Below are 18,394 nucleotides of genomic sequence, written 5' to 3' on the forward strand. Positions count from 1 at the left end.
GGTCGTGCCTCCTATTGAAATATGCTAGTCGTGCTTGATTTCGCGGCGAATCGCGAGAGGGAGAACGTCGATAGATCTTCGCTCCACCGGCCGTGCTCGATCCGATCGGCCACCAGCTCTCCGACGGCGCTCGCGAACTTGAACCCGTGACCGGAGAAGCCGGCCGCGATATGCACGTTCGGATAGGCCGGATGGTCATCGATGAGGAAGTGCTCGTCGGGTGTCATCTCGTACTTGCAAGCGACGCCCCGGAGCAGAGAACCGGCGGCCGCGGGCATATAGGCTTCGAGCGCCTGCCGCAGGTCCGCTTCGTCTTCCGGGTAAGCGCCGAACGGCGCGAGCGGCTCGCCGGGCTTCCAAGGAACGCCTCCGTCGTGGCGGCCGATCTTGACGCCAGCCCCGCCGATGCTCGGGAAGCCGTAGTAACCGCCGGTCGCGTCGCCGATCGTGAAGCCCGGGAACGCTCCCGCGTCGAACGAACCGTCGCGGGGCTGGAACCAGCCGACGACTTTGCGGACGGCCCGGATCGGCGCGTCGATCAGCCCGGCGAACGCGCTCATCCAAGCGCCGGCGCTCAGCACGACGTGCTCCGCTTCGTACGTCGCGTTGCCGACGGATACGACGACGCCATTCTTGCCCGGACGAATCGCGGTGACGGGCGCGTTCACGAGAAGCTTGGCGCCGGAAGCCAATGCCTGCTTGCGATATGCCTGCACGCACTTCTCGCTGTACAGATAACCGGCTCCCGGTTCGTACATCGCCCGATAGGCGTCCGGTACGCGGATTTGCGACCACCTGTCGCGAACCTCCAAACCGGTCAACGTCTCGAAGTCGACGCCGTAATCGGCGGCGTCCTTGAACCGGCCGTCGAACGAGAATACGTCGGGGTCGGCGATGCTAAGCACGCCGGACCTCTCCAGCAGCTTCTCGCCGGTCGCCTCCTCGAGCGCCAGCCACTTGGCGTCGGCCCGCAGCGCGAGCTTCACGTACGTCGGGCCGCCGCTATAGACGCGGCGAATGAGACGCGGCTCGCCATGATGGCTGCCGTGCGCGTGCGGCGGATCGAACGCGTCGACGAGCAGCGTCTTCAGCCCGCGCGCGGCTAACTCGTAGCCCGCGCTCATGCCCATCGAGCCCGCGCCGACGACGATCGCGTCATAGCGCATCGGCGCTCTCCTTCCGGTTCGCGGCATCTCGCTTCGCCAGCTCGCCCAGCGCTTCGTCCGCGATCGAGGCGAGCAGCTCCGCCGCGATCGGCAGCGCCCGCTCGTCGACGTCGAACGCCGGATGATGCCACTCCTGCGGCCCCGACGTGCCGACGAACAGGAAGTTGCCCGGCGCCTCGCGCAAGTAGAAGGCGAAGTCCTCGCCGGCCGGCGACGGCTGCGGCTCGACCACCTGCAGCCCGAGCGACGCCGCCGCTCGCGCGGACAGCTCCGCCCATGCCGGATCGTTGACGACCGCAGGCGGTCCTTCGATCCAATTGACCTTCGCTTCCGCGCCGAGCGACGCCGCGACGCCCGTGACGATGCGCTCGAACCGGGCGCGCACCGTCTCCCGCGTCCGTTCGCCGAACGTGCGGAGCGTGCCGTCGAACACCGCCTGCTCCGCGATGACGTTCCACGCCGTCCCGGCGTTCAGCCTCGTCACGCTGACGACCGCGCTGTCCAGCGCGCCGACGTTGCGGCTGACGATCGTCTGCAGCGCCGTAATGATGTGAGCCGACGCCACGATCGGGTCGATGCCCGCCTCGGGAACCGCGGCATGGGAGCTGCGGCCGGTCACTTCGACGAGGAAGCCGTCCGCCGCGGCCATGATCGGCCCCGGCCGTATGCCGACCGTGCCGACCGGCAAGTCCGGCTTGTTATGCAAGCCGAACACCGCCCGGACGTCTGCCAGCGCGCCGCTCGCGATCACTTGGGCGGCGCCCTTCGCCTTCTCCTCCGCCGGCTGGAACAACAGCCTGACCGTGCCGGGCAGCTCGCTCTCCCGCTCCTTCAGCCTAATCGCCGCCCCGAGCAGCGCCGCGGCATGATAATCGTGGCCGCAGGCGTGCATCCGCTCGGGATGGCGGGAAGCGTAAGGCAGCCCGGTCTGCTCTTGGATCGGCAGCGCGTCGATATCCGCCCGCAGCGCGATGACCGGTCCTCCCCGCGCGCCTCCGACTTCCGCGATGACGCCGGTCTTCAGCCGGTACTTATCCGCGATGCGGATGCCCGCTTCTCCCAGCCAGCTTCGAATCGAGGCGGTCGTCTCGTGCTCCGCGTGAGACAATTCCGGGTTGGCGTGAAGGTGCCTTCTATATCCGACCAATCTGTCCGCGAACGCTGCTTCGTCTTGTTTGCCCATCGTCATGCAACCTCCGATATCCCTTCGCCCGTCGCGGCGAATCTATTGAACCGCCGATTCTTCGAACGCTTCCTTCAGCAACGTGAACGATCTCTTCCGCTTCTCGAAGTCCGGCACGATCGTCGTGAACACGAATTCGTCGACGCCGTACGTCTCGCGCAGCTCGAGCAGCCGCTTGCGGACCGTCTCCTTCGTGCCTCTCGTAATGTCCGCTTCGCGAACTTCCGCGGTATACGTCTCTCCTGCCTGCTTCGCGAACGCCTCCGCTTGCTCCAACGAGCCGACGTTCAGCGTCTTGCCGCTCGCGAGCGTCACGCGCACGCTCTTGAACGCGCCCGCGACCTCCGCCGCCTCTTCTTCCGTATCCGCCGCGATGACGGACAACGCCAGTATCGGCTTCGGCTCCGCGCCCTTCGTCCGGTCGAACCGTTCCCGATACGTCTCGAACGCTTCCTTCGCTGCCGACGGGTCGTTGTTGATGAACAACGCGAACGCGTAAGGATAACCGCGCTCGGCGGCTAACCGGGCGCTCGACACGCTCGTGCCGAGCAAGTAGACGTCGGCCGGCTGCGTCGGAATCGGGTTCGCCTGCAAGCCGGACAGCGCGTGCGCTTCGTCCAGCGGTCCTCGGAGCAGCTGGTCCAGCTCGGCGAGCTTCGCCGCGAGCGCATCCGCCTGCTCCTCCGTTCCCCGCTGCAGCGCCTTCGTCGATCTCGGCAATCCGCCCGGCGCGCGACCGATGCCGAGATCGACCCGGCCCGGCGCGAGCGACGCGAGCACGTTGAAGTTCTCCGCTACTTTATAAGGGCTGTAATGCTGCAGCATGACGCCGCCCGAACCGATCCGGATCTTGTCGGTACGCGCGAGCAGATGCGAGATCAGCACTTCCGGGGAAGCGCCCGCCATCTGCGGGGAATCGTGGTGCTCCGACACCCAGAACCGCTCGTAACCGAGCGTCTCCGCCAGTTGGGCCAGCTTGATCGTATTGGCGAGCGCTTCGCCCGGCGTCTGGCCGGGGAAGACGATGCTCTGGTCCAGAATTCCGAATTTCAAAGCCATGCTCCATCCGCTCCCATCTTCATATCGAATACGCGCTCTCCGCCGAGAACCTCGCCAGAAATTGCTTCGTTCGTTCCTCCTTAGGCTTCTGGAAAATCTCCTTCGGAGAGCCTTCCTCCACGACGACGCCGTCGTCCATGAACACGACGTGGTTCGCGACGTCCTGGGCGAAGCCGATCTCGTGCGTCACGATGATCATCGTGATGCCTTCCTTCGCGATTCTGCGTATGACCGCCAGAACCTCGCCGACGAGCTCCGGATCGAGCGCGGACGTCGGTTCGTCGAACAGGATGACCTCGGGATTCAGCGCCAGCGCCCGGGCAATGCCGACGCGCTGCTGCTGGCCGCCGGACAGCTGGCTCGGATACGCGTCCAGCTTGGCGCCGAGGCCGACTTTCTCGAGCAGCTCGACACTCTGCTGCCTTGCCTGCGCTTTCGGCACCTTTTGCACGACGACGAGCCCTTCCATGACGTTCTCCAGCGCCGTTTTATGACGGAACAGATTGTATTGCTGGAACACCATCGCCGACTTGCGGCGAAGCTGTTGGATATCGTGCTTATGCGCCTTGCGGACGTCGACGCCGTAGTTGCCGATCGCGATCGTTCCGTCGCTGGGCTTCTCCAGATAGTTGATGCACCGGAGCAGCGTCGTCTTGCCCGAGCCGCTCGGCCCGATGATCGCGACGACTTCGCCTTGGCGGACGGTCAGATCGATTCCCTTCAGAACATCGTTCTTGCCGAACGACTTCCGTATGCTGGTCAGCTTGATCATGCGACACCTCCGCGATTGTAGACGTTGATCCGCTTCTCTAGCGCCGCCGTGACCCGCTCGATCAGGACGGTCAGTCCCCAGTAGATGAGCGCCGCCGCGAGGAACGCTTCGGAGAACTTCCAGTTGGTCGAGGCGACGATCTGCGCCTTGGCGTTAATGTCCACGACCGATACGTAGAAAGCGAGCGACGACCCGTGCAGCATGCCGATGAGCGAATTGGACAGGTTAGGCAGCGCGGCCGCGAACGCTTGCGGGAACACGATCCGGCGCAGCGCCTGCGGCGTCGTCATGCCGACGGCGTAAGCCGCTTCCAGCTGCCCCCGGCTGACCGCCAGCATGCCGGCGCGAATGACTTCGGACAAGTAGGCGCCCGCCGTAATCGAGAACGAGATATAGGCGAAGCCGATCATCGGAATGATCGTCGAATTGAACGACCAGCCGTACTGTTCGGACAGGCTATCGAGAATCATCGACAACCCGACATAGATGATGAGCAGATGCGTCAGCATCGGCGTGCCGCGAATAATCGTAACGTACGTCGCGCCGATCTGGCGCAGCACCGGAATGCGGTATATGCGTGCGAACGCGACGATCGCGCCGATGACGAAGCCGCAGCCTACGGACACGGCCGTAACATATAACGTCGTCGGCAACGCCTTCAACAGTTCAACGAATGCCGTCCAGATGAACGAAGGATCGAACGTCATCTGCCTACACCTCCTTCCGTAAGCGCGACGTCCGCTTGAAGCCGGCGCTTGAAGCGGCGATTGAGCCATTGACGGCCCATCGGCACGCGCTCTTCGTCCTCCTCGCGGGCTTCATGGCGGAGCAGCCGGCGTTCGACCAAGGCGAACAACCGCTCCAGAATCATGCTGATGAGGAGGTAGATCAAGGCCAACGCCAAGTAGCTTTCGATCATGTGCTTAGACACCGTGAACAATGTCTGCGCCTTGCCGGTTAGCTCCATGACGCCGAGCGAGAAGGCGAGCGACGTGTCCTTGAGCGTCGCGATGACGAGGTTCGCGAGAATCGGAACCGAGATCGCGAGCGCCTGCGGGAACACGATGCGGGCGAACGCCTGGTACCCGCTCATGCCGACGGCGTACGCCGCTTCCACCTGACCCCGGTCGACGGCCGCGACCGCCGCCCGGATGCCTTCGGATATATACGCCGCGCTATGCAGCCCGTATGCCGCGATGACGAAGAGCAACGCCGGAACTTTCGAAACGTCGATCGAGACGAGCTTGAGCAGCTCGGGTAATCCGTAATAGATCAAGAACAGCTGGATGAGGATCGGCGTCCCTCGGAAGAAGGACGCGTACACCTGGGACACCCGCTGCAGCACGGGCACCTTGTAGAGCCGCGGCAGGGCCACGAGCATTCCGACGACCAGCCCTACGCCGATCGAGCTGAGCACGATGACGAGCGAGATGCGGATGTACGGCAGCAGCTTGATGAAATATTCGTAGACGTAGCCGATATCGAACGGTGCCATGCGCACGGCTCCTTTCTTCTCACTTCCGCTGGCGGTTTACTTCTCGGATACGGTGGCGTCGAAGCCGAGCCATTGCTTGCTTAGCGCGGACAGCGTGCCGTCGTTGCGAATTTCCACGATCGCGCGGTCGACCGCGTCGGCCAGCGTCTGCTGGTCCGGATCGTTCTTGCGGAACAGGAACAGAATGTCGGACTCGCTCAGCTCTTTGCCGACCGTCTTCAGCTTGCCTTCCGGATCGAGGAGAGGGAGAACGAAGTCCGCGCCGATCGAAGCGTACGCCCTGCCGGACGTGAGCTGCTGCGCAAGGTCGCCGGAACCTCCGTTCGAATATACGATATCGATCGCGTTGTCGTTTTCCTTGTTATAGTTCTCGACGATTTGCGCTTCCGCGCTCGTCGCCGTCGTGTATACCTTCTTGCCCTTCAGATCGTCGAGAGATTCGATCGGATCGTTGTTATCCGCCGCGACGATGATCTTGTTCTTCCAGTGCGCGTAGGGTTCTTTGTTGAACAGGTACTTCGCTTCGCGCTCCGCGTTCTTCTCGAATTCGTGAGCGGCGAGGTCGATCTTCTTCGTCTCGAGGCTGAGCAGAATGTTCGTGAAGTCGAGCACTTGCAGCTCGAATTCGTATTCCGGCAGACGCTTGTCGATTTCTCTCACGAGCTCGACGTCGAATCCGGTCAGCTTGCCGCTCTCGTCGAGGAACGCGACCTGCGGGAACTGGTTGCCCGTTCCGACGATGATCTTCTTCGCTTCTACCGGAGCTTCGGAACTTGCGGGCTGTTCGGATGCGCTCTGGGAAGCGCTAGGCGACGCGGCTTGCTGCTCGGACGGCGAGCTGCTTGCGTCGTTATTGTTATTGCTTTTGCCGCATGCGGCAGTAAGGACGAGCAGTAGTGCGACGATCACGAACGTTAGTTTTTTCATGGGAATACCTCCGCCTTTTCTACTTCTTTATTAAACTTATAATTCCTAGTGGATAACTAAGAATTAACGTTAGAATAACGATATCACCGCGCATCCTTACCGTCAACGCTTCGGATAATAGAGAAAGTCTATCGATTAATTCAAAATAACGATCGAACGGGAAGGAGATGCAAAAGACCGACGGCATCGGCTCATGGGATGCGTCGGTCTTCGGATAGGAGCGCGGCAATCGGGGATTACATGGCGGATTCTCTCGGGAGGGGAGCAACGGGGCTCGCATGCAGCTCTTTGCCGATCTCTAGGATGACCTGGAGAAGCAGCGCGTGCTCTCCCGGATAGGCGATTACGTTCGTCTGGAGGCCGATGCCCTCCGTCTCCGGCACGCGGAGCCGCACCAGCCTGCCTTCGGCGACTTCTTCCCGGACGCTCCAGCCCGGCAAGAAAGAGATGCCCGCCTGCCGGATGACCAGCTTCTTCGCGGCTTCGGAGTTATCCGTCTGGAACTGAATGTTCGGCGGATAGTCCAGGCTCTCGAACAGTCTATGGATGCGAAGCCAATCGAGCGCCCCGCACTCGAAGAACACGAGAGACTGGTCCGCGATCTGCTCGATCGTAAGCGACGGCTGCCCGACGAACGGATGGCCCTCGTACGCATAGAGCGAGATCGGATCTTCGCAGAACTTGATCGATTGAAGGCTCGGATGCGTAACGTTGCGCACGAAGCCGATGTCGACTTCCTTGTTCAGCACCTTGCCGACGATATCGTCGGTTACGCCGGTCACGATCTTATAACGGGTATCCGGAAAACGCCGCTTCAGCCGCGGCAGCAGCTCGGGAACGATATAGTTGGACACGGAACCGGTACAGCCGATGCGGAATTCGCCCGGCAGCGACTTCTTGCGGTGCACGTCCAGCTTGCCCTTCCGGTACGTGGCGAGCAATTGCTGGGCGTAAGGAAGGAACCGCTTGCCTTCCTCCGTAATGTGCACTTGCTTGCCCAGCCTGTCGAACAGCTTGCAATCGAGTTCCCGCTCCAGCGATTGAATGCGCGCCGTTACGGACGGTTGGGACAAGTACAGGGCATCCGCGGCCTTATTGAAGCTTCCGCAATGGATCACGTAGACGAACGCCTCGATGTTATCGATGTTCATGGATATCGCCTCCCGATCGCTTCACATATTACATATATCCTATAGGATAAATCGGAATTGTAAGAAAGTAAAGGTACAATTATCGAGCGGTTCGGCCCAGGCGGCGTTACATGCTATAATGCCACAGTAGAGATCATAGATTCGGAGGCATCGCCATGGAACCGTACGTCCCTTATTTGATCGGCTATCTCGTCCTATTGAACGCGATCGGCATCATCGCCATGCGCAACGATAAAATCAAAGCGAAACGCCGCATGCGGCGCACTTCCGAGAACGCACTCATGTTCGTCGCGTTCGCCGGCGGCGCGCTCGGCTCGTGGATCGGCATGTATGCGTTCCGCCATAAGACGAAACACGCCTCGTTCGTATTCGGGGTGCCTCTCTTGTTGGCATGGAATGTGTTCGGAGTATTATATTTGACCGATCTTTTACCTGCCGGCTTGTTCGGTTAAAGCATAAAAAAACCGACTCTCGAAGTCGGCCGTCAATTAGAAGATAGATTTTCGATTAACTCATCCGTCGAGAACACTTTACCCTGCCTAATTTCTTTTTCCGAAGCTTCGATCATCTGCCTGATCTCCGGATCGGCATCTAAATCATCGATTGGACTATGAACCTCATATTCCATACCGGCGATCTGAATAAATTCTCTATGGTCTTTCACATAAGATTCGATTACCGTTCCATCAGGAGCTTTCAAGCTAAAGTTCATGCTCATCATCCCTCCTATATTCGTCAATTATATCACAGTTGATTACAAGACAACCAACGGATCCCCCCCACATTCCCTGTCACGCTCCCGCGAGTTCCCACATATACATAAGGTGGTGAAATCTATCACGATCGACAGGGGGCTTGACCGAACATGCCGCACGAACAAGAACAGCAGCAACTGGAGGAAGCGATCGCAGCGATTACGGAGATCGCGGAGCGCTTCGAGCTAGACTTCTATCCCATGCGTTACGAGATCTGCCCGTCCGATATCATCTATACGTTCGGCGCGTACGGAATGCCGACCCGGTTCAGCCACTGGAGCTTCGGCAAAACCTTCAATAAAATGAAGATGCAATACGACCTCGGCCTCAGCAAAATCTACGAGCTTGTCATTAACTCCAATCCTTGCTACGCCTTCCTCCTCGACGGCAACTCGCTCGTGCAGAACAAGCTGATCGTCGCCCACGTGCTCGCGCACTGCGACTTCTTCAAGAATAACGCCCGGTTCTCCATCTCCAACCGCAACATGGTCGAGAGCATGTCCGCTGCCGCAGAGCGGATTCACGGATACGAGATCGAACACGGCACGGCCGAAGTTGAGCGGTTCCTCGATGCAGTGATGGCCGTGCAGGAGCATGTCGACCCCAGCATTCATAAGCCCTATGGGCTCGATAAGCGTCAATATTCCGAACTACAGCAGAAGCGTGCCAAGGATGACCGGGCTCCGCGCGTCATCGACCCGAGGTACGCGGATCTGTGGGAGTTGGAGGAATCGCAGGCTCGCGCCGCCAAGCGGGAAGAACCGGTCGAACCGCGCAAGTTCCCGTTGCGGCCGGAGAAAGACGTCGTCTGGTTCATCCAGGAATTCTCGCCCCAGCTCGAAGACTGGCAGCGCGACATCATGAGCATCCTGCGCGAGGAGATGCTCTACTTCTGGCCGCAGATCGAGACGAAGATCATGAACGAAGGCTGGGCGTCCTACTGGCACCAGAAAATCATGCGCGAGCTGCCCCTGACGAGCGAGGAGACGATCGAATACGCGAAACTGAATTCCGCCGTCGTCCAGCCGTCGCGCCATTCGCTTAACCCTTATTATCTGGGTCTGAAGATTTTCGAGGATATCGAGCGCAGATTCGGCCATGACAAAATTTTCGAGGTCCGCGAGCTCGACTCCGATATCTCGTTCCTCCGCAACTACTTGACGAAAGAGCTCGTCGAAGATCTCGATCTGTACGTATTCGAGAAGAAGGGGCCGGAGTGGCAGATTACGGATAAGACGTGGGAGCACATTCGCGACCAGCTCGCGTTCTCCCGCGTGAACGGCGGATTCCCATACTTGGAAATCGCCGATGGCGACTATCAACGCAACGGCGAGTTGTACATCGCCCATCGGTTCGAAGGCGTCGAGCTCGATCTGAAGTACGTGGAGCGCACGTTGCCGTACCTCGTCTCGTTATGGGGCAAACCCGTGCATCTGGAAACCGTCGTCGACGACAAAAAAGTGCTGTTCAGCTGCGACGGGAAGAAGACTTCGAGGAAGAACGCGTAGATGAAATATGCGATAAAGGCGACCCGTCCGCGGGTCGTCTTTTCGTTAATCGGGTAATGACAGCATGACTAATCGTTACCATTCCGGTATACCCTACCGACATACCGAAAGGAGATCATCACGTGACACTGATTCCTCAACCGGAAAACCGGCAGCCGGCGCGTCCGACATCGTTCCCGCCGCAGCACCAGAACCGGATGCCCGGCATCGAGAAGGACATGAACCCGTTGCCCGAATCGCAATCCCCGCTTTATTATCCGGCCGGGAAGCTGAAAGACAAGGTCGCCATCATCAGCGGCGGAGACAGCGGCATCGGACGAGCCGTCTCGATTCTGTACGCGAAGGAAGGCGCGAAGGTCGCCATCGTCTACTTGAACGAGGAAGTCGACGCGCAGGAGACGAAGCGGCTCGTCGAAGAAGCCGGCGGACAGATCGCGCTGCTCTCCGGCGATGTCGGAGACCCTAGCTTCTGCAAGTACGCGGTCGACCAGACGGTCAAGACGTTCGGACGCCTCGACATCGTCGTTAACAACGCGGCGGAGCAGCACCCGCAAGACACGCTCGACTTGATTACGCCGCAGCAGCTCGAGCGCACGTTCCGGACGAACGTGTTCGGGATGTTCTATCTCACGCAGGCCGCGCTGCCGCACCTGTCCGCAGGCGCCACGATCATCAATACCGCGTCGATTACCGCCTACAAAGGCAGTCCGACGCTGCTCGATTACTCTTCGACCAAAGGCGCGCAGGTCGCTTTCACGAGATCGCTCGCCCTGAACTTGATCGGCCAAGGGATCCGCGTCAACGCGGTCGCGCCCGGCCCGATCTGGACGCCGCTCATTCCTTCGACGTTCGATGCCCAGAAGGTCGCCAAGTTCGGTTCCGACTCGCCGATGATGCGCGCCGGACAACCCTCCGAGCTCGCTCCCGCTTACGTGTACTTGGCGAGCGAGGATTCTTCGTATATGGCCGGCCAGGTGCTGCACGTCAATGGCGGAGAAATCGTAAACGGGTGAGCCGATTCGGCCCACCCGTTTTTCTGTGCGAATAATCGTTAATTAGTGCGCGGCTTCCTTCAACTGAACGGTGCTGAAGTCCGTCCGATAATATCTCACCATGACGGTCAAGCCCAGAACCACGAGATACGTATAGAGCGCATACCACGCGCCCATGCTGCCCCAATCCCATACGCTGACGAACAAGTAAGTAATCGGGATGAACAGGAACAGGCTGAGCACGATCGAGGCGCGCATGAGGAACGTCGTGTCCCCGATACCGCGCAAGCCGCCAGCGTAGAAGTTGTAGAAGCCGTCGAAAATTTGCAAGTAAGCCGACGCCCGAATCAAGTCCGCGGCCAGATGGTAGACTTCCGGATCGTCGCTGTACATTCGAGCGATAGGATCCGCCCAGATCAACTCCGCGGTACCGAGCAGAATCAAGAAGATCGTGCCGAGTATCGCCGTGTGCGTCCCCATGATCTTCGCAAGCTGCGGATTTCGCTGACCGAGCTGCTGTCCGATAAGAATCGTCGCGGTCGAGCCGAACGCGAACGCCGGCATGAAGCCGAACGACATCACGCTGAGCGCCATTTCGTTGGCGGCCGTCGCGACCTCCCCGAGCGTCAGGACGAAGATCGTGAAGATATACATCGAGATACTCATGGAAAATTCTTGCAAGCCGAGCTTACCGCTCTCTTGCGAGATAAGACGAAGCTCCTTCCAATCCGACTTCGGAATGCTGCGCGTCTTGAACTTCCGGTTCAGCGGCCCCCAGAACACGATCAAGCAGATCGCGAGTTGTACCCCTTCGCCGATGACGAGAGCGTAGCCTGCGCCGACGAGACCCATATCAGGCATGCCCCAATGGCCGTAGGTCATTCCGTACGTCAGTACAATCATCAGCGTATTGGAGATGATCGAGACGATCATCGACGTCCGCGTATCCCCGATGCCGCGGAAGAAGCCGTGGAATACGAAGCTGATGATGCCGAATGCCATCGCGTAGAATCGAAGCTCGACGTACTCGCTGCCGGTCGCGATGAAGTTCGACGAAGCGCCGGTTAGACGAAGCACCGACTCGCTCGCGACCCAGCCGGCCAGCGCGATGATCAGGCCGACGCCGAGACTGACAAGCAACGCCAAGTACGTACGCTGCATCCCTTTACGCATTTCGTTCGCCCCGAAGTTCTGGGCGACCAAGTAATTCACGGAGTGTCCGATACCGGAGAAGATGGCAAACACGTTGTACATAATAATATTCGTCACGCCGACGATCGCGATCGCAAGATAACCGAGATCACCGACCAGGATCAAGTTCACGGTGCCGGTTACGGTCTGCGAAGCGAACGCGAATAGCGAGGGCAACGCCAGCAGAAGAATCGCGTACCAGCTTTTCATTAATTTCATCTTGTTGCACTGTCCTTCGTAGTTGGATTCAACCCATTTTCTCCGAAGGACCCCGATGCTGTCAATGCGCGATCGGGTCGAAGTTATATCCAATCTTGACGGTCGCTCAGCTAAGCTTGATCGCCTCGACGCGAATTCTTCGGTAGTCGGCCGTCCATTGTCCGTCCGCATACTGGGCCGTCGTTCTTAACTTATCGCAAGCTTCCGCGAACCACCGCTCCGACTCCTCTTCCGTGGCCGTAGGCACCATGGCGCCGCCGAACATGCGAAGCCAACCCATCATCCCTTGTTCGCCTTCTTCCAGCGGCGTCGGCCGGTCGTACAACATCGCGTGCCGCACCTCGAAGCCGTGCTTCTCGAGCAACGAAGCGTATTCCCCTACCTTCGGAAAATACCAGGGCATCACGAACGCGTCCATTCGGCCGTTCTCGTGCATCGTCTTCCGCATGGCTTCGACGATGTTGCCTACGTTTCCGTAGCCGCCGAACTCGACTACCAGCCTGCCGCCTACGCGAAGACTACCCGACATCGTCCGAACCGCCGCCTCCGCATCCTTCATCCAGTGGAGTGCCGCATTGCTGAACACCGCGTCGTACTTCTTCGTCGCGTTCCACCTCATGCCGTCTGCCACTTCGAACGTAATATCAGGGTACTTCGTTCGCGCTCTTTCGACCATTTCCGGGGAAATATCGACTCCGACGACATTCGCGCCGCTTGCCGCGATCTTTGCCGCCAAATCTCCCGTGCCGCATCCGAAGTCGACGATCGCCTCTCCCATTTGCGGACGCAACGCTTCCATCACGTTCACGCCATACCCGGACACGAAATGCATGGCATCGTCGTATTTCGTTGCTTCCCAGTGTACCTTCTGTTCATAGTTCGCCATAACCGATCGCCTCCAATAATTGTTAAGCCTTATACATCGGTTATATCACGCAGATCTTTATTGGTGAAATATATAAAACCTATTAATTTCATAGGTTTTGACTATGGATAATTGAGGGCGCTCTCTAATAATGCCGCAGCCAAGCCTTTTGGGCTTGGCTGCAAAGATCATTTTCTGTTCCAGAACAGCGACGGCTTCGGTACCGGCTTGTATGTAGGCTGTTCCTCTTTCGCTAAGTGCTCCACCTTGCTTAAATTCGCTTCGGAGACGGTTGCGAACTTGCTATCTGGGTTGTGCGGCGATTCGAAGTACACCTTACGGGCCTTCTTGTCGAATGCTTTAATGTGGTTCAAGTTCACCAGGTTCGTGCGATCGAGACGCTCGAATCCCTGTTCCTTCAATATAACGAGAAGCTCTTCAAGCGTGGTGGGGTAGTAGTACAGATTGTCCTTCGTATGAAACTCCGGACCGTCAGCCGTTGGTTTGACCGCGATTAACTCGCCAACTTCCACGAAGCACAAATTACCGTCGCGATCTAACAAGCGGATGTGCTCAACCATCCTGTTCACCCCGTTATTTCCTTTTTAGTTCATTAGGAACCTGAGGACGATAAATATACCAATAGGAAGCAGTGCTAACGAACATTATAGCACATAGAGCCAATGCTTTTGAAAGTAACAATGCAACTTTACTTTTCCTCATTGAAATCACCTCCTCTCCTATTAAGATTAATCAGTGTTATTGATTGAGCTAAAATCGCCATTGTAACTGCAGAGTCGTTAATAAAGTAAGATGCAATAACGATTATCGTTGAGATAAACTTGAACAGAGGAAAATACTTCTCGTCGACTTGAATATGCTCCTTAATATTCGAGGGAGCGAAAATGAGTACCAAGCTTAATGCTAAAACACTCGCAACAAGAATCCCTGTACCACTTAGATGAGCAAAAGGCGTCAGTATGAAGATTAAAGTAGTGAAAATAAAACATGCTCTCGGGGTCTTAAAATGAAATCCGCCTGAAAATAAACGAAGAACCGAAAAGCTAGTTATTACAATAATCGTCTCTTGAACTTGTCCAAACAAGAAACTAAGACTCAACGAAACGATAGTTATAATCAGATTATTTAATAAACCAAATAATGCGAATTTCATTACATCGATACTGGCTGTTTCTTCGGGATTAGCCTCTTTGATTTTCGTTGCTAAGCGATGTGCAACTCCTTCAATCATTGGATTCATCCTTTCTAAGTGTCATATAAGTATGAACAAGAAGAATAATCATCATAATTGAAGCAATCAGCAAGAACGGGGGATTCTCGCTTTCTATTAAAATAATATTAGAAATTATTGTAACGATAAACGAAAGGAAAATTAAAAGAAGAAACCATTTATTTTTTCCCGAGAATATTTTTCTAGAAAATCTACTTCTAGCTTCGATAAAACTAAACCCGCCTTTAAATTTCAATGTTAACAGACTGAACACAGTCATTACGACAAATGATAAAAATTGAATAATATTCGCATATGTCGATGCGGGTTCAAAATTGTTTAAGTCAATAAAATCAAGATGCAAAGCAACTGCAATAATGCATGTCTGAACTAATCCGAATACGATATATCCGGTCAAAACCATAATGATTGTATGAATAATATTTACTTTCATAACCATTTGAATGTACATTAAAAATATTAAGTTTTGAATAAGCGGCGATATACTATTGAGCTCGTTTAATCGTAATGAGTAAGAAACAAAAGATAGTAACAAAGAAATTAATACGATTTTTGAGATATTCTCCTTAACTGAAAATCGAAATTGGACAAGAACGAACATAAACGTTCCGAAATATTCAAGCGAAGAAAAGAAAATGAATTTCAAAAGATTCATTCTAGCTGTCCCCTCAATCAACGTTGGTATTTTTCTCATTTTCTTCTATAACTAAAGTCTTATAAAACAAATCACTTTAATAATTATTTTAACACTTTTTTAAGAAAACGCATCCATATATTTCATTCATCTATATGTTAAATCATAGTATTATTTTCCTAATAGCTCACCAACAAAGGTCTTTGGCTTGCGTTTATAAAAGGACGAGTCGCCCAATATGGCGGGACGCTGGAAGTCAAGTCTGATGCAGAACGACAATCACCGTACAATTACCCTGCCATATCAGCTACTTCGAAGATTACCACGCTTCATAAGGAGACCTAAGAGGTTATGGACACGTTTCTGGATGCTGTGCGGCTGCACGTTTTTCTATCGCTTCCTCAATCTTTTATTCTATGGCTGTTCGTCTTTTCGCTTTTGCGTCCGTTACCGCATAAGCTGATAAGACGAATGCTCTTGTTCATCGTCATTCATTCCGTATATACCGACATATTTGTTCTGCTGATTCCTGTATATCTACAGTTCGCCAATACGTTAATAGCTATATTCGTCCTTATCTTCTTGCTATTCAAAGAACTAGAACTGCGCAAGAAATTGTTCGTGTTCGTCGGAATCGTGCTCATCAGCATTGTAAGCGATATGATTACCGTAACTGTCGCGAGCTATATAGGTGTACCCGATATTGAAACCTCCCGTAGGGAGAACCTGCCCGAAATCGTATCCATTATGTACCCGCAATTATTGATCGCAGCGTTAGCCGGTTGGTTAATACGCAAACGCAAATCTAACGATCCGCTTAAAAACCTATTTGCAAACATCGACGAGAAAAGACCGTTATTACGGTTATTCGCATTGCTTTTCGTACAGTTCGTCATTATCGCATCGATCGTAGGCGTGCAGTACACATTCAACAGCGACAAACGGCTCGTGACTACCGTTTTGATCTACTTCACAATATCTTGTAGTTTGTTTGCGATTTTCTTCATGATTCGATTGCTTACGCGAACCCGCACCGAAGCCATCCGCACAACCCAAGCACTGTACGTCGACGACATCAATAACATGTTCACGTCCGTCCGCGGTCAACGGCATGACTTCCTGAACCACGTCCAAGTTATCCATACGATGGCTCAGATGGGTAAATACGAGCAATTGCGTGCTTATACCTCGAATCTCGTGCAAGAGACGCGCGAGGTCAGCGACATTATCAATCACACTGCACCCGCGCTCGCGGCATTCGCGCAAGCGAAGACGACGGTGGCGCTCGGCTACGGCATCGCATTCACTTGCGAGCTACCCGATCAATGGAACGTCCCGGATTCGGCGATTAATATGCTTGATATTATCAAGATTCTCGGTAATCTTGTCGATAATGCTTTCGACGAGTCCACCTTGTTGCCTGCCGGCGAACGCTCCGTTCACGTGTCGATTCAGACTACCGCAGACGGCATTACGTTGAAGGTGTCCAACCGCGGCCGGCCTATTGACGAAAAAACTCGAGCTCTTATCTTCCAAGCCGGATACTCGACCAAAGGTGAAGGACATTCCGGACTTGGCCTTGCGATTATTCAAGAAAGAGTGCGGCATTATAGCGGAAAATTTGACGTCGAATCTGACTCCACCTCGGGTACGACGATATTCTCTGTCCGATTGCCCTGTGAACTTCGTTCGTTTGTCGAACAGCCTGCATCCTAAGGAGCACCGTAAAGAATGGATACATTTATTGACGCGCTTAGATTGCATTTATTCGTTTCGATGCCGCAAACGTTTTGCTATTTGCTTTTCGCGTTCTCTTTTTTAAATCCCCAACCCGATCGTTTAATCAGACGTTTATTCATTTTTACGATCGCGCACTCTGTCTATACGGATTTGTTGATTTTACTGATACCGACTTACCTTCATTTGCTTAATACTTTATTCGCGTCAATCGTACTGATCGTAATCTTGTTCAGAGATCTTCCGACACGTACGAGAGTGATCGTATTCGCCGGTATGATCATTTTCGGCATCCTCATGGATATGATTCTAGTGAGCATCGCGACGATGATGGGTGTAGAAGATTTAAAATCTTTATTGCGAGATAATCTTAATGTCGCCGCATCTATCGTATATCCGCAACTAACGATCGTATTAATCGTTGCATGGCTTATTCGAAGAAGATTTTCCGTCAAATCATTGAAATTATTGACAATGAACTTCAAAAAGACCATTCTCAATAAAATAATCATGCTTGTTTTCATTCAAACTGTTACGATCGGCGCGATTTTCACGGTAAAGTACTCTTCGGATACAAATGAACAATACATCTTGACTGCTCTCATCTATCTCACGATTATCTTCAGCCTTACTGCGCTGGTGTTCATGCTTCGAATGCTTACGCAAACGCATACGAACGCCATCCGCTCCGCGCAAGACGTATACGTCGGCGACATCAACGACATGTTCGCCACCGTCCGCGGTCAACGGCATGACTTCCTGAATCATGTCCAAGTCATCCATACGATGGCGCAGATGCGCAAATTCGATCAACTGCAAGCCTACACGGAGACGCTCGTCCAAGAGACGCAAGAAGTCAGCGATATCATGAATCATTCGGCGCCCGTCCTCGCCGCGTTCGCCCAAGCGAAGACGACGGTTGCGCTCGGTTACGGCATTGCCTTTACTTGCGAGCTGCCCGAGGAATGGAACGTCCCGGATTCGGCAATCAACATGCTCGACCTGATCAAGATACTGGGCAATCTGGTAGACAACGCCTTCGATGAGACGCGGCTTCTACCAACCGGACAGCGATCCGTCCATGTCTCGATCCGTACAGCCGCCAACGAAGAACTTACGCTGGAGGTCGCGAACCGCGGCCGCCCGATCGACGAAGAGACGAGGGCTCGTATTTTCCAAGCCGGCTATTCGACCAAGGGCGACGGGCACTCCGGACTCGGCCTTGCGATTATTCAAGAGAGAGTGCGTCATTACGGCGGCTCGCTTTCCGTCGAATCCAACTCACCCGCGGGCACGACGACGTTCTCGATCCGGCTTCCCTATAGCGTACGCCTAGCCGTCTAACCTCTATTTCCCTTCGAACCCAATCTTTTAGCATTTACGCCAGCCTCTCTCTCCACGAAACTAAGTAGATAGCGACTTAGTAGAATCGCAGGATCGCTTCGCGCCTCGCAAGCGAAGCGAATCCGCGGTTCCCCGAAGGAGAGA

20 protein-coding genes are annotated in these 18,394 nt (G+C 55.1%); 5 read left to right on the plus strand and 15 right to left on the minus strand.

Translation table 11 applies throughout. The features are described 5' to 3' along the window. Positions 1-11 precede the first annotated feature (11 nt). The 8 genes from solA to ACFQZG_RS16585 form a co-directional block, all read right to left on the minus strand. Positions 12-1,166 (minus strand): N-methyl-L-tryptophan oxidase, encoded by a 1,155-nt coding sequence (gene solA, locus ACFQZG_RS16550; protein WP_378154426.1) that lies wholly within the window; start codon positions 1,164-1,166, stop codon positions 12-14. Beyond that, positions 1,156-2,355, minus strand: coding sequence for an amidohydrolase (locus ACFQZG_RS16555; protein ID WP_378154428.1), 1,200 nt, complete (start codon positions 2,353-2,355; stop codon positions 1,156-1,158). Before ACFQZG_RS16555 ends, solA begins: the two co-directional genes overlap by 11 nt. A 36-nt stretch (positions 2,356-2,391) precedes the next feature. Next, positions 2,392-3,408: an LLM class flavin-dependent oxidoreductase gene (locus tag ACFQZG_RS16560; protein ID WP_378154430.1), complete on the minus strand. Its 1,017-nt coding sequence runs from the start codon at positions 3,406-3,408 to the stop codon at positions 2,392-2,394. Between the two features lie 19 nt (positions 3,409-3,427). Continuing rightward, entirely contained in the window at positions 3,428-4,180 is a 753-nt protein-coding gene (locus ACFQZG_RS16565) for an amino acid ABC transporter ATP-binding protein (RefSeq protein WP_378154432.1), read from the minus strand. Then, on the minus strand, positions 4,177-4,887 hold the full coding sequence (locus ACFQZG_RS16570; protein ID WP_378154434.1) for an amino acid ABC transporter permease: 711 nt from the start codon (positions 4,885-4,887) through the stop codon (positions 4,177-4,179). Before ACFQZG_RS16570 ends, ACFQZG_RS16565 begins: the two co-directional genes overlap by 4 nt. After that, on the minus strand, positions 4,884-5,675 hold the full coding sequence (locus ACFQZG_RS16575) for an amino acid ABC transporter permease (RefSeq protein ID WP_378154436.1): 792 nt from the start codon (positions 5,673-5,675) through the stop codon (positions 4,884-4,886). Before ACFQZG_RS16575 ends, ACFQZG_RS16570 begins: the two co-directional genes overlap by 4 nt. Positions 5,676-5,711: 36 nt before the next feature. Beyond that, positions 5,712-6,602, minus strand: a complete 891-nt coding sequence (locus tag ACFQZG_RS16580) for a transporter substrate-binding domain-containing protein (protein WP_378154438.1) — start codon at positions 6,600-6,602, stop codon at positions 5,712-5,714. A gap of 236 nt (positions 6,603-6,838) precedes the next feature. Then, positions 6,839-7,753 (minus strand): LysR family transcriptional regulator, encoded by a 915-nt coding sequence (locus tag ACFQZG_RS16585; protein WP_378154440.1) that lies wholly within the window; start codon positions 7,751-7,753, stop codon positions 6,839-6,841. Between the two features lie 155 nt (positions 7,754-7,908). On the opposite strand from ACFQZG_RS16585, the gene ACFQZG_RS16590 reads away from it, so the two are divergent. Further along, positions 7,909-8,205 (plus strand): DUF1294 domain-containing protein, encoded by a 297-nt coding sequence (locus ACFQZG_RS16590; protein WP_378154442.1) that lies wholly within the window; start codon positions 7,909-7,911, stop codon positions 8,203-8,205. 32 nt (positions 8,206-8,237) lie between these two features. On the opposite strand, the gene ACFQZG_RS16595 is transcribed toward ACFQZG_RS16590, so the two are convergent. Beyond that, a complete protein-coding gene (locus ACFQZG_RS16595; RefSeq protein WP_378154444.1) occupies positions 8,238-8,465 on the minus strand; it encodes a hypothetical protein in 228 nt (75 codons plus the stop codon). Positions 8,466-8,618: 153 nt separating this feature from the next. On the opposite strand from ACFQZG_RS16595, the gene ACFQZG_RS16600 reads away from it, so the two are divergent. Continuing rightward, the gene (locus ACFQZG_RS16600) at positions 8,619-10,016 is read left to right on the plus strand and encodes a SpoVR family protein (RefSeq protein WP_378154446.1); all 1,398 of its coding nucleotides are present in this window, start codon (positions 8,619-8,621) and stop codon (positions 10,014-10,016) included. A gap of 122 nt (positions 10,017-10,138) precedes the next feature. Further along, entirely contained in the window at positions 10,139-11,029 is an 891-nt protein-coding gene (locus ACFQZG_RS16605) for an SDR family oxidoreductase (RefSeq protein WP_378154447.1), read from the plus strand. Positions 11,030-11,071: 42 nt separating this feature from the next. Here the strand turns inward: ACFQZG_RS16605 and ACFQZG_RS16610 are convergent, their stop codons facing one another. From ACFQZG_RS16610 to ACFQZG_RS16635, 6 genes are all read right to left on the minus strand, one after another. After that, a complete protein-coding gene (locus ACFQZG_RS16610; RefSeq protein ID WP_378154449.1) occupies positions 11,072-12,418 on the minus strand; it encodes an MATE family efflux transporter in 1,347 nt (448 codons plus the stop codon). A 106-nt stretch (positions 12,419-12,524) separates the two neighbouring features. Beyond that, the gene (locus tag ACFQZG_RS16615) at positions 12,525-13,304 is read right to left on the minus strand and encodes a class I SAM-dependent methyltransferase (RefSeq protein ID WP_378154451.1); all 780 of its coding nucleotides are present in this window, start codon (positions 13,302-13,304) and stop codon (positions 12,525-12,527) included. 167 nt (positions 13,305-13,471) lie between these two features. Continuing rightward, on the minus strand, positions 13,472-13,864 hold the full coding sequence (locus ACFQZG_RS16620; protein ID WP_378154453.1) for a LytTR family DNA-binding domain-containing protein: 393 nt from the start codon (positions 13,862-13,864) through the stop codon (positions 13,472-13,474). A gap of 13 nt (positions 13,865-13,877) precedes the next feature. Beyond that, a complete protein-coding gene (locus ACFQZG_RS16625; protein ID WP_378154455.1) occupies positions 13,878-14,006 on the minus strand; it encodes a cyclic lactone autoinducer peptide in 129 nt (42 codons plus the stop codon). Continuing rightward, positions 13,993-14,535, minus strand: coding sequence for an accessory gene regulator ArgB-like protein (locus ACFQZG_RS16630; protein WP_378154457.1), 543 nt, complete (start codon positions 14,533-14,535; stop codon positions 13,993-13,995). The genes ACFQZG_RS16625 and ACFQZG_RS16630 overlap by 14 nt, the downstream gene beginning before the upstream one ends. Then, positions 14,528-15,190, minus strand: a complete 663-nt coding sequence (locus ACFQZG_RS16635; protein WP_378154459.1) for a hypothetical protein — start codon at positions 15,188-15,190, stop codon at positions 14,528-14,530. Before ACFQZG_RS16635 ends, ACFQZG_RS16630 begins: the two co-directional genes overlap by 8 nt. 330 nt (positions 15,191-15,520) lie before the next feature. Here ACFQZG_RS16635 and ACFQZG_RS16640 point away from each other — a divergent pair, with 330 nt between their 5' ends. Together ACFQZG_RS16640 and ACFQZG_RS16645 are read left to right on the plus strand one after the other, a co-directional pair. Next, entirely contained in the window at positions 15,521-16,885 is a 1,365-nt protein-coding gene (locus tag ACFQZG_RS16640) for a sensor histidine kinase (protein WP_378154461.1), read from the plus strand. 675 nt (positions 16,886-17,560) lie between these two features. Then, entirely contained in the window at positions 17,561-18,250 is a 690-nt protein-coding gene (locus ACFQZG_RS16645; protein ID WP_378154463.1) for a sensor histidine kinase, read from the plus strand. Positions 18,251-18,394 lie beyond the last annotated feature (144 nt).

The organism is Cohnella sp. GCM10027633 (genome assembly GCF_042675445.1).
In the GTDB taxonomy this organism is placed as follows: domain Bacteria; phylum Bacillota; class Bacilli; order Paenibacillales; family Paenibacillaceae; genus Cohnella.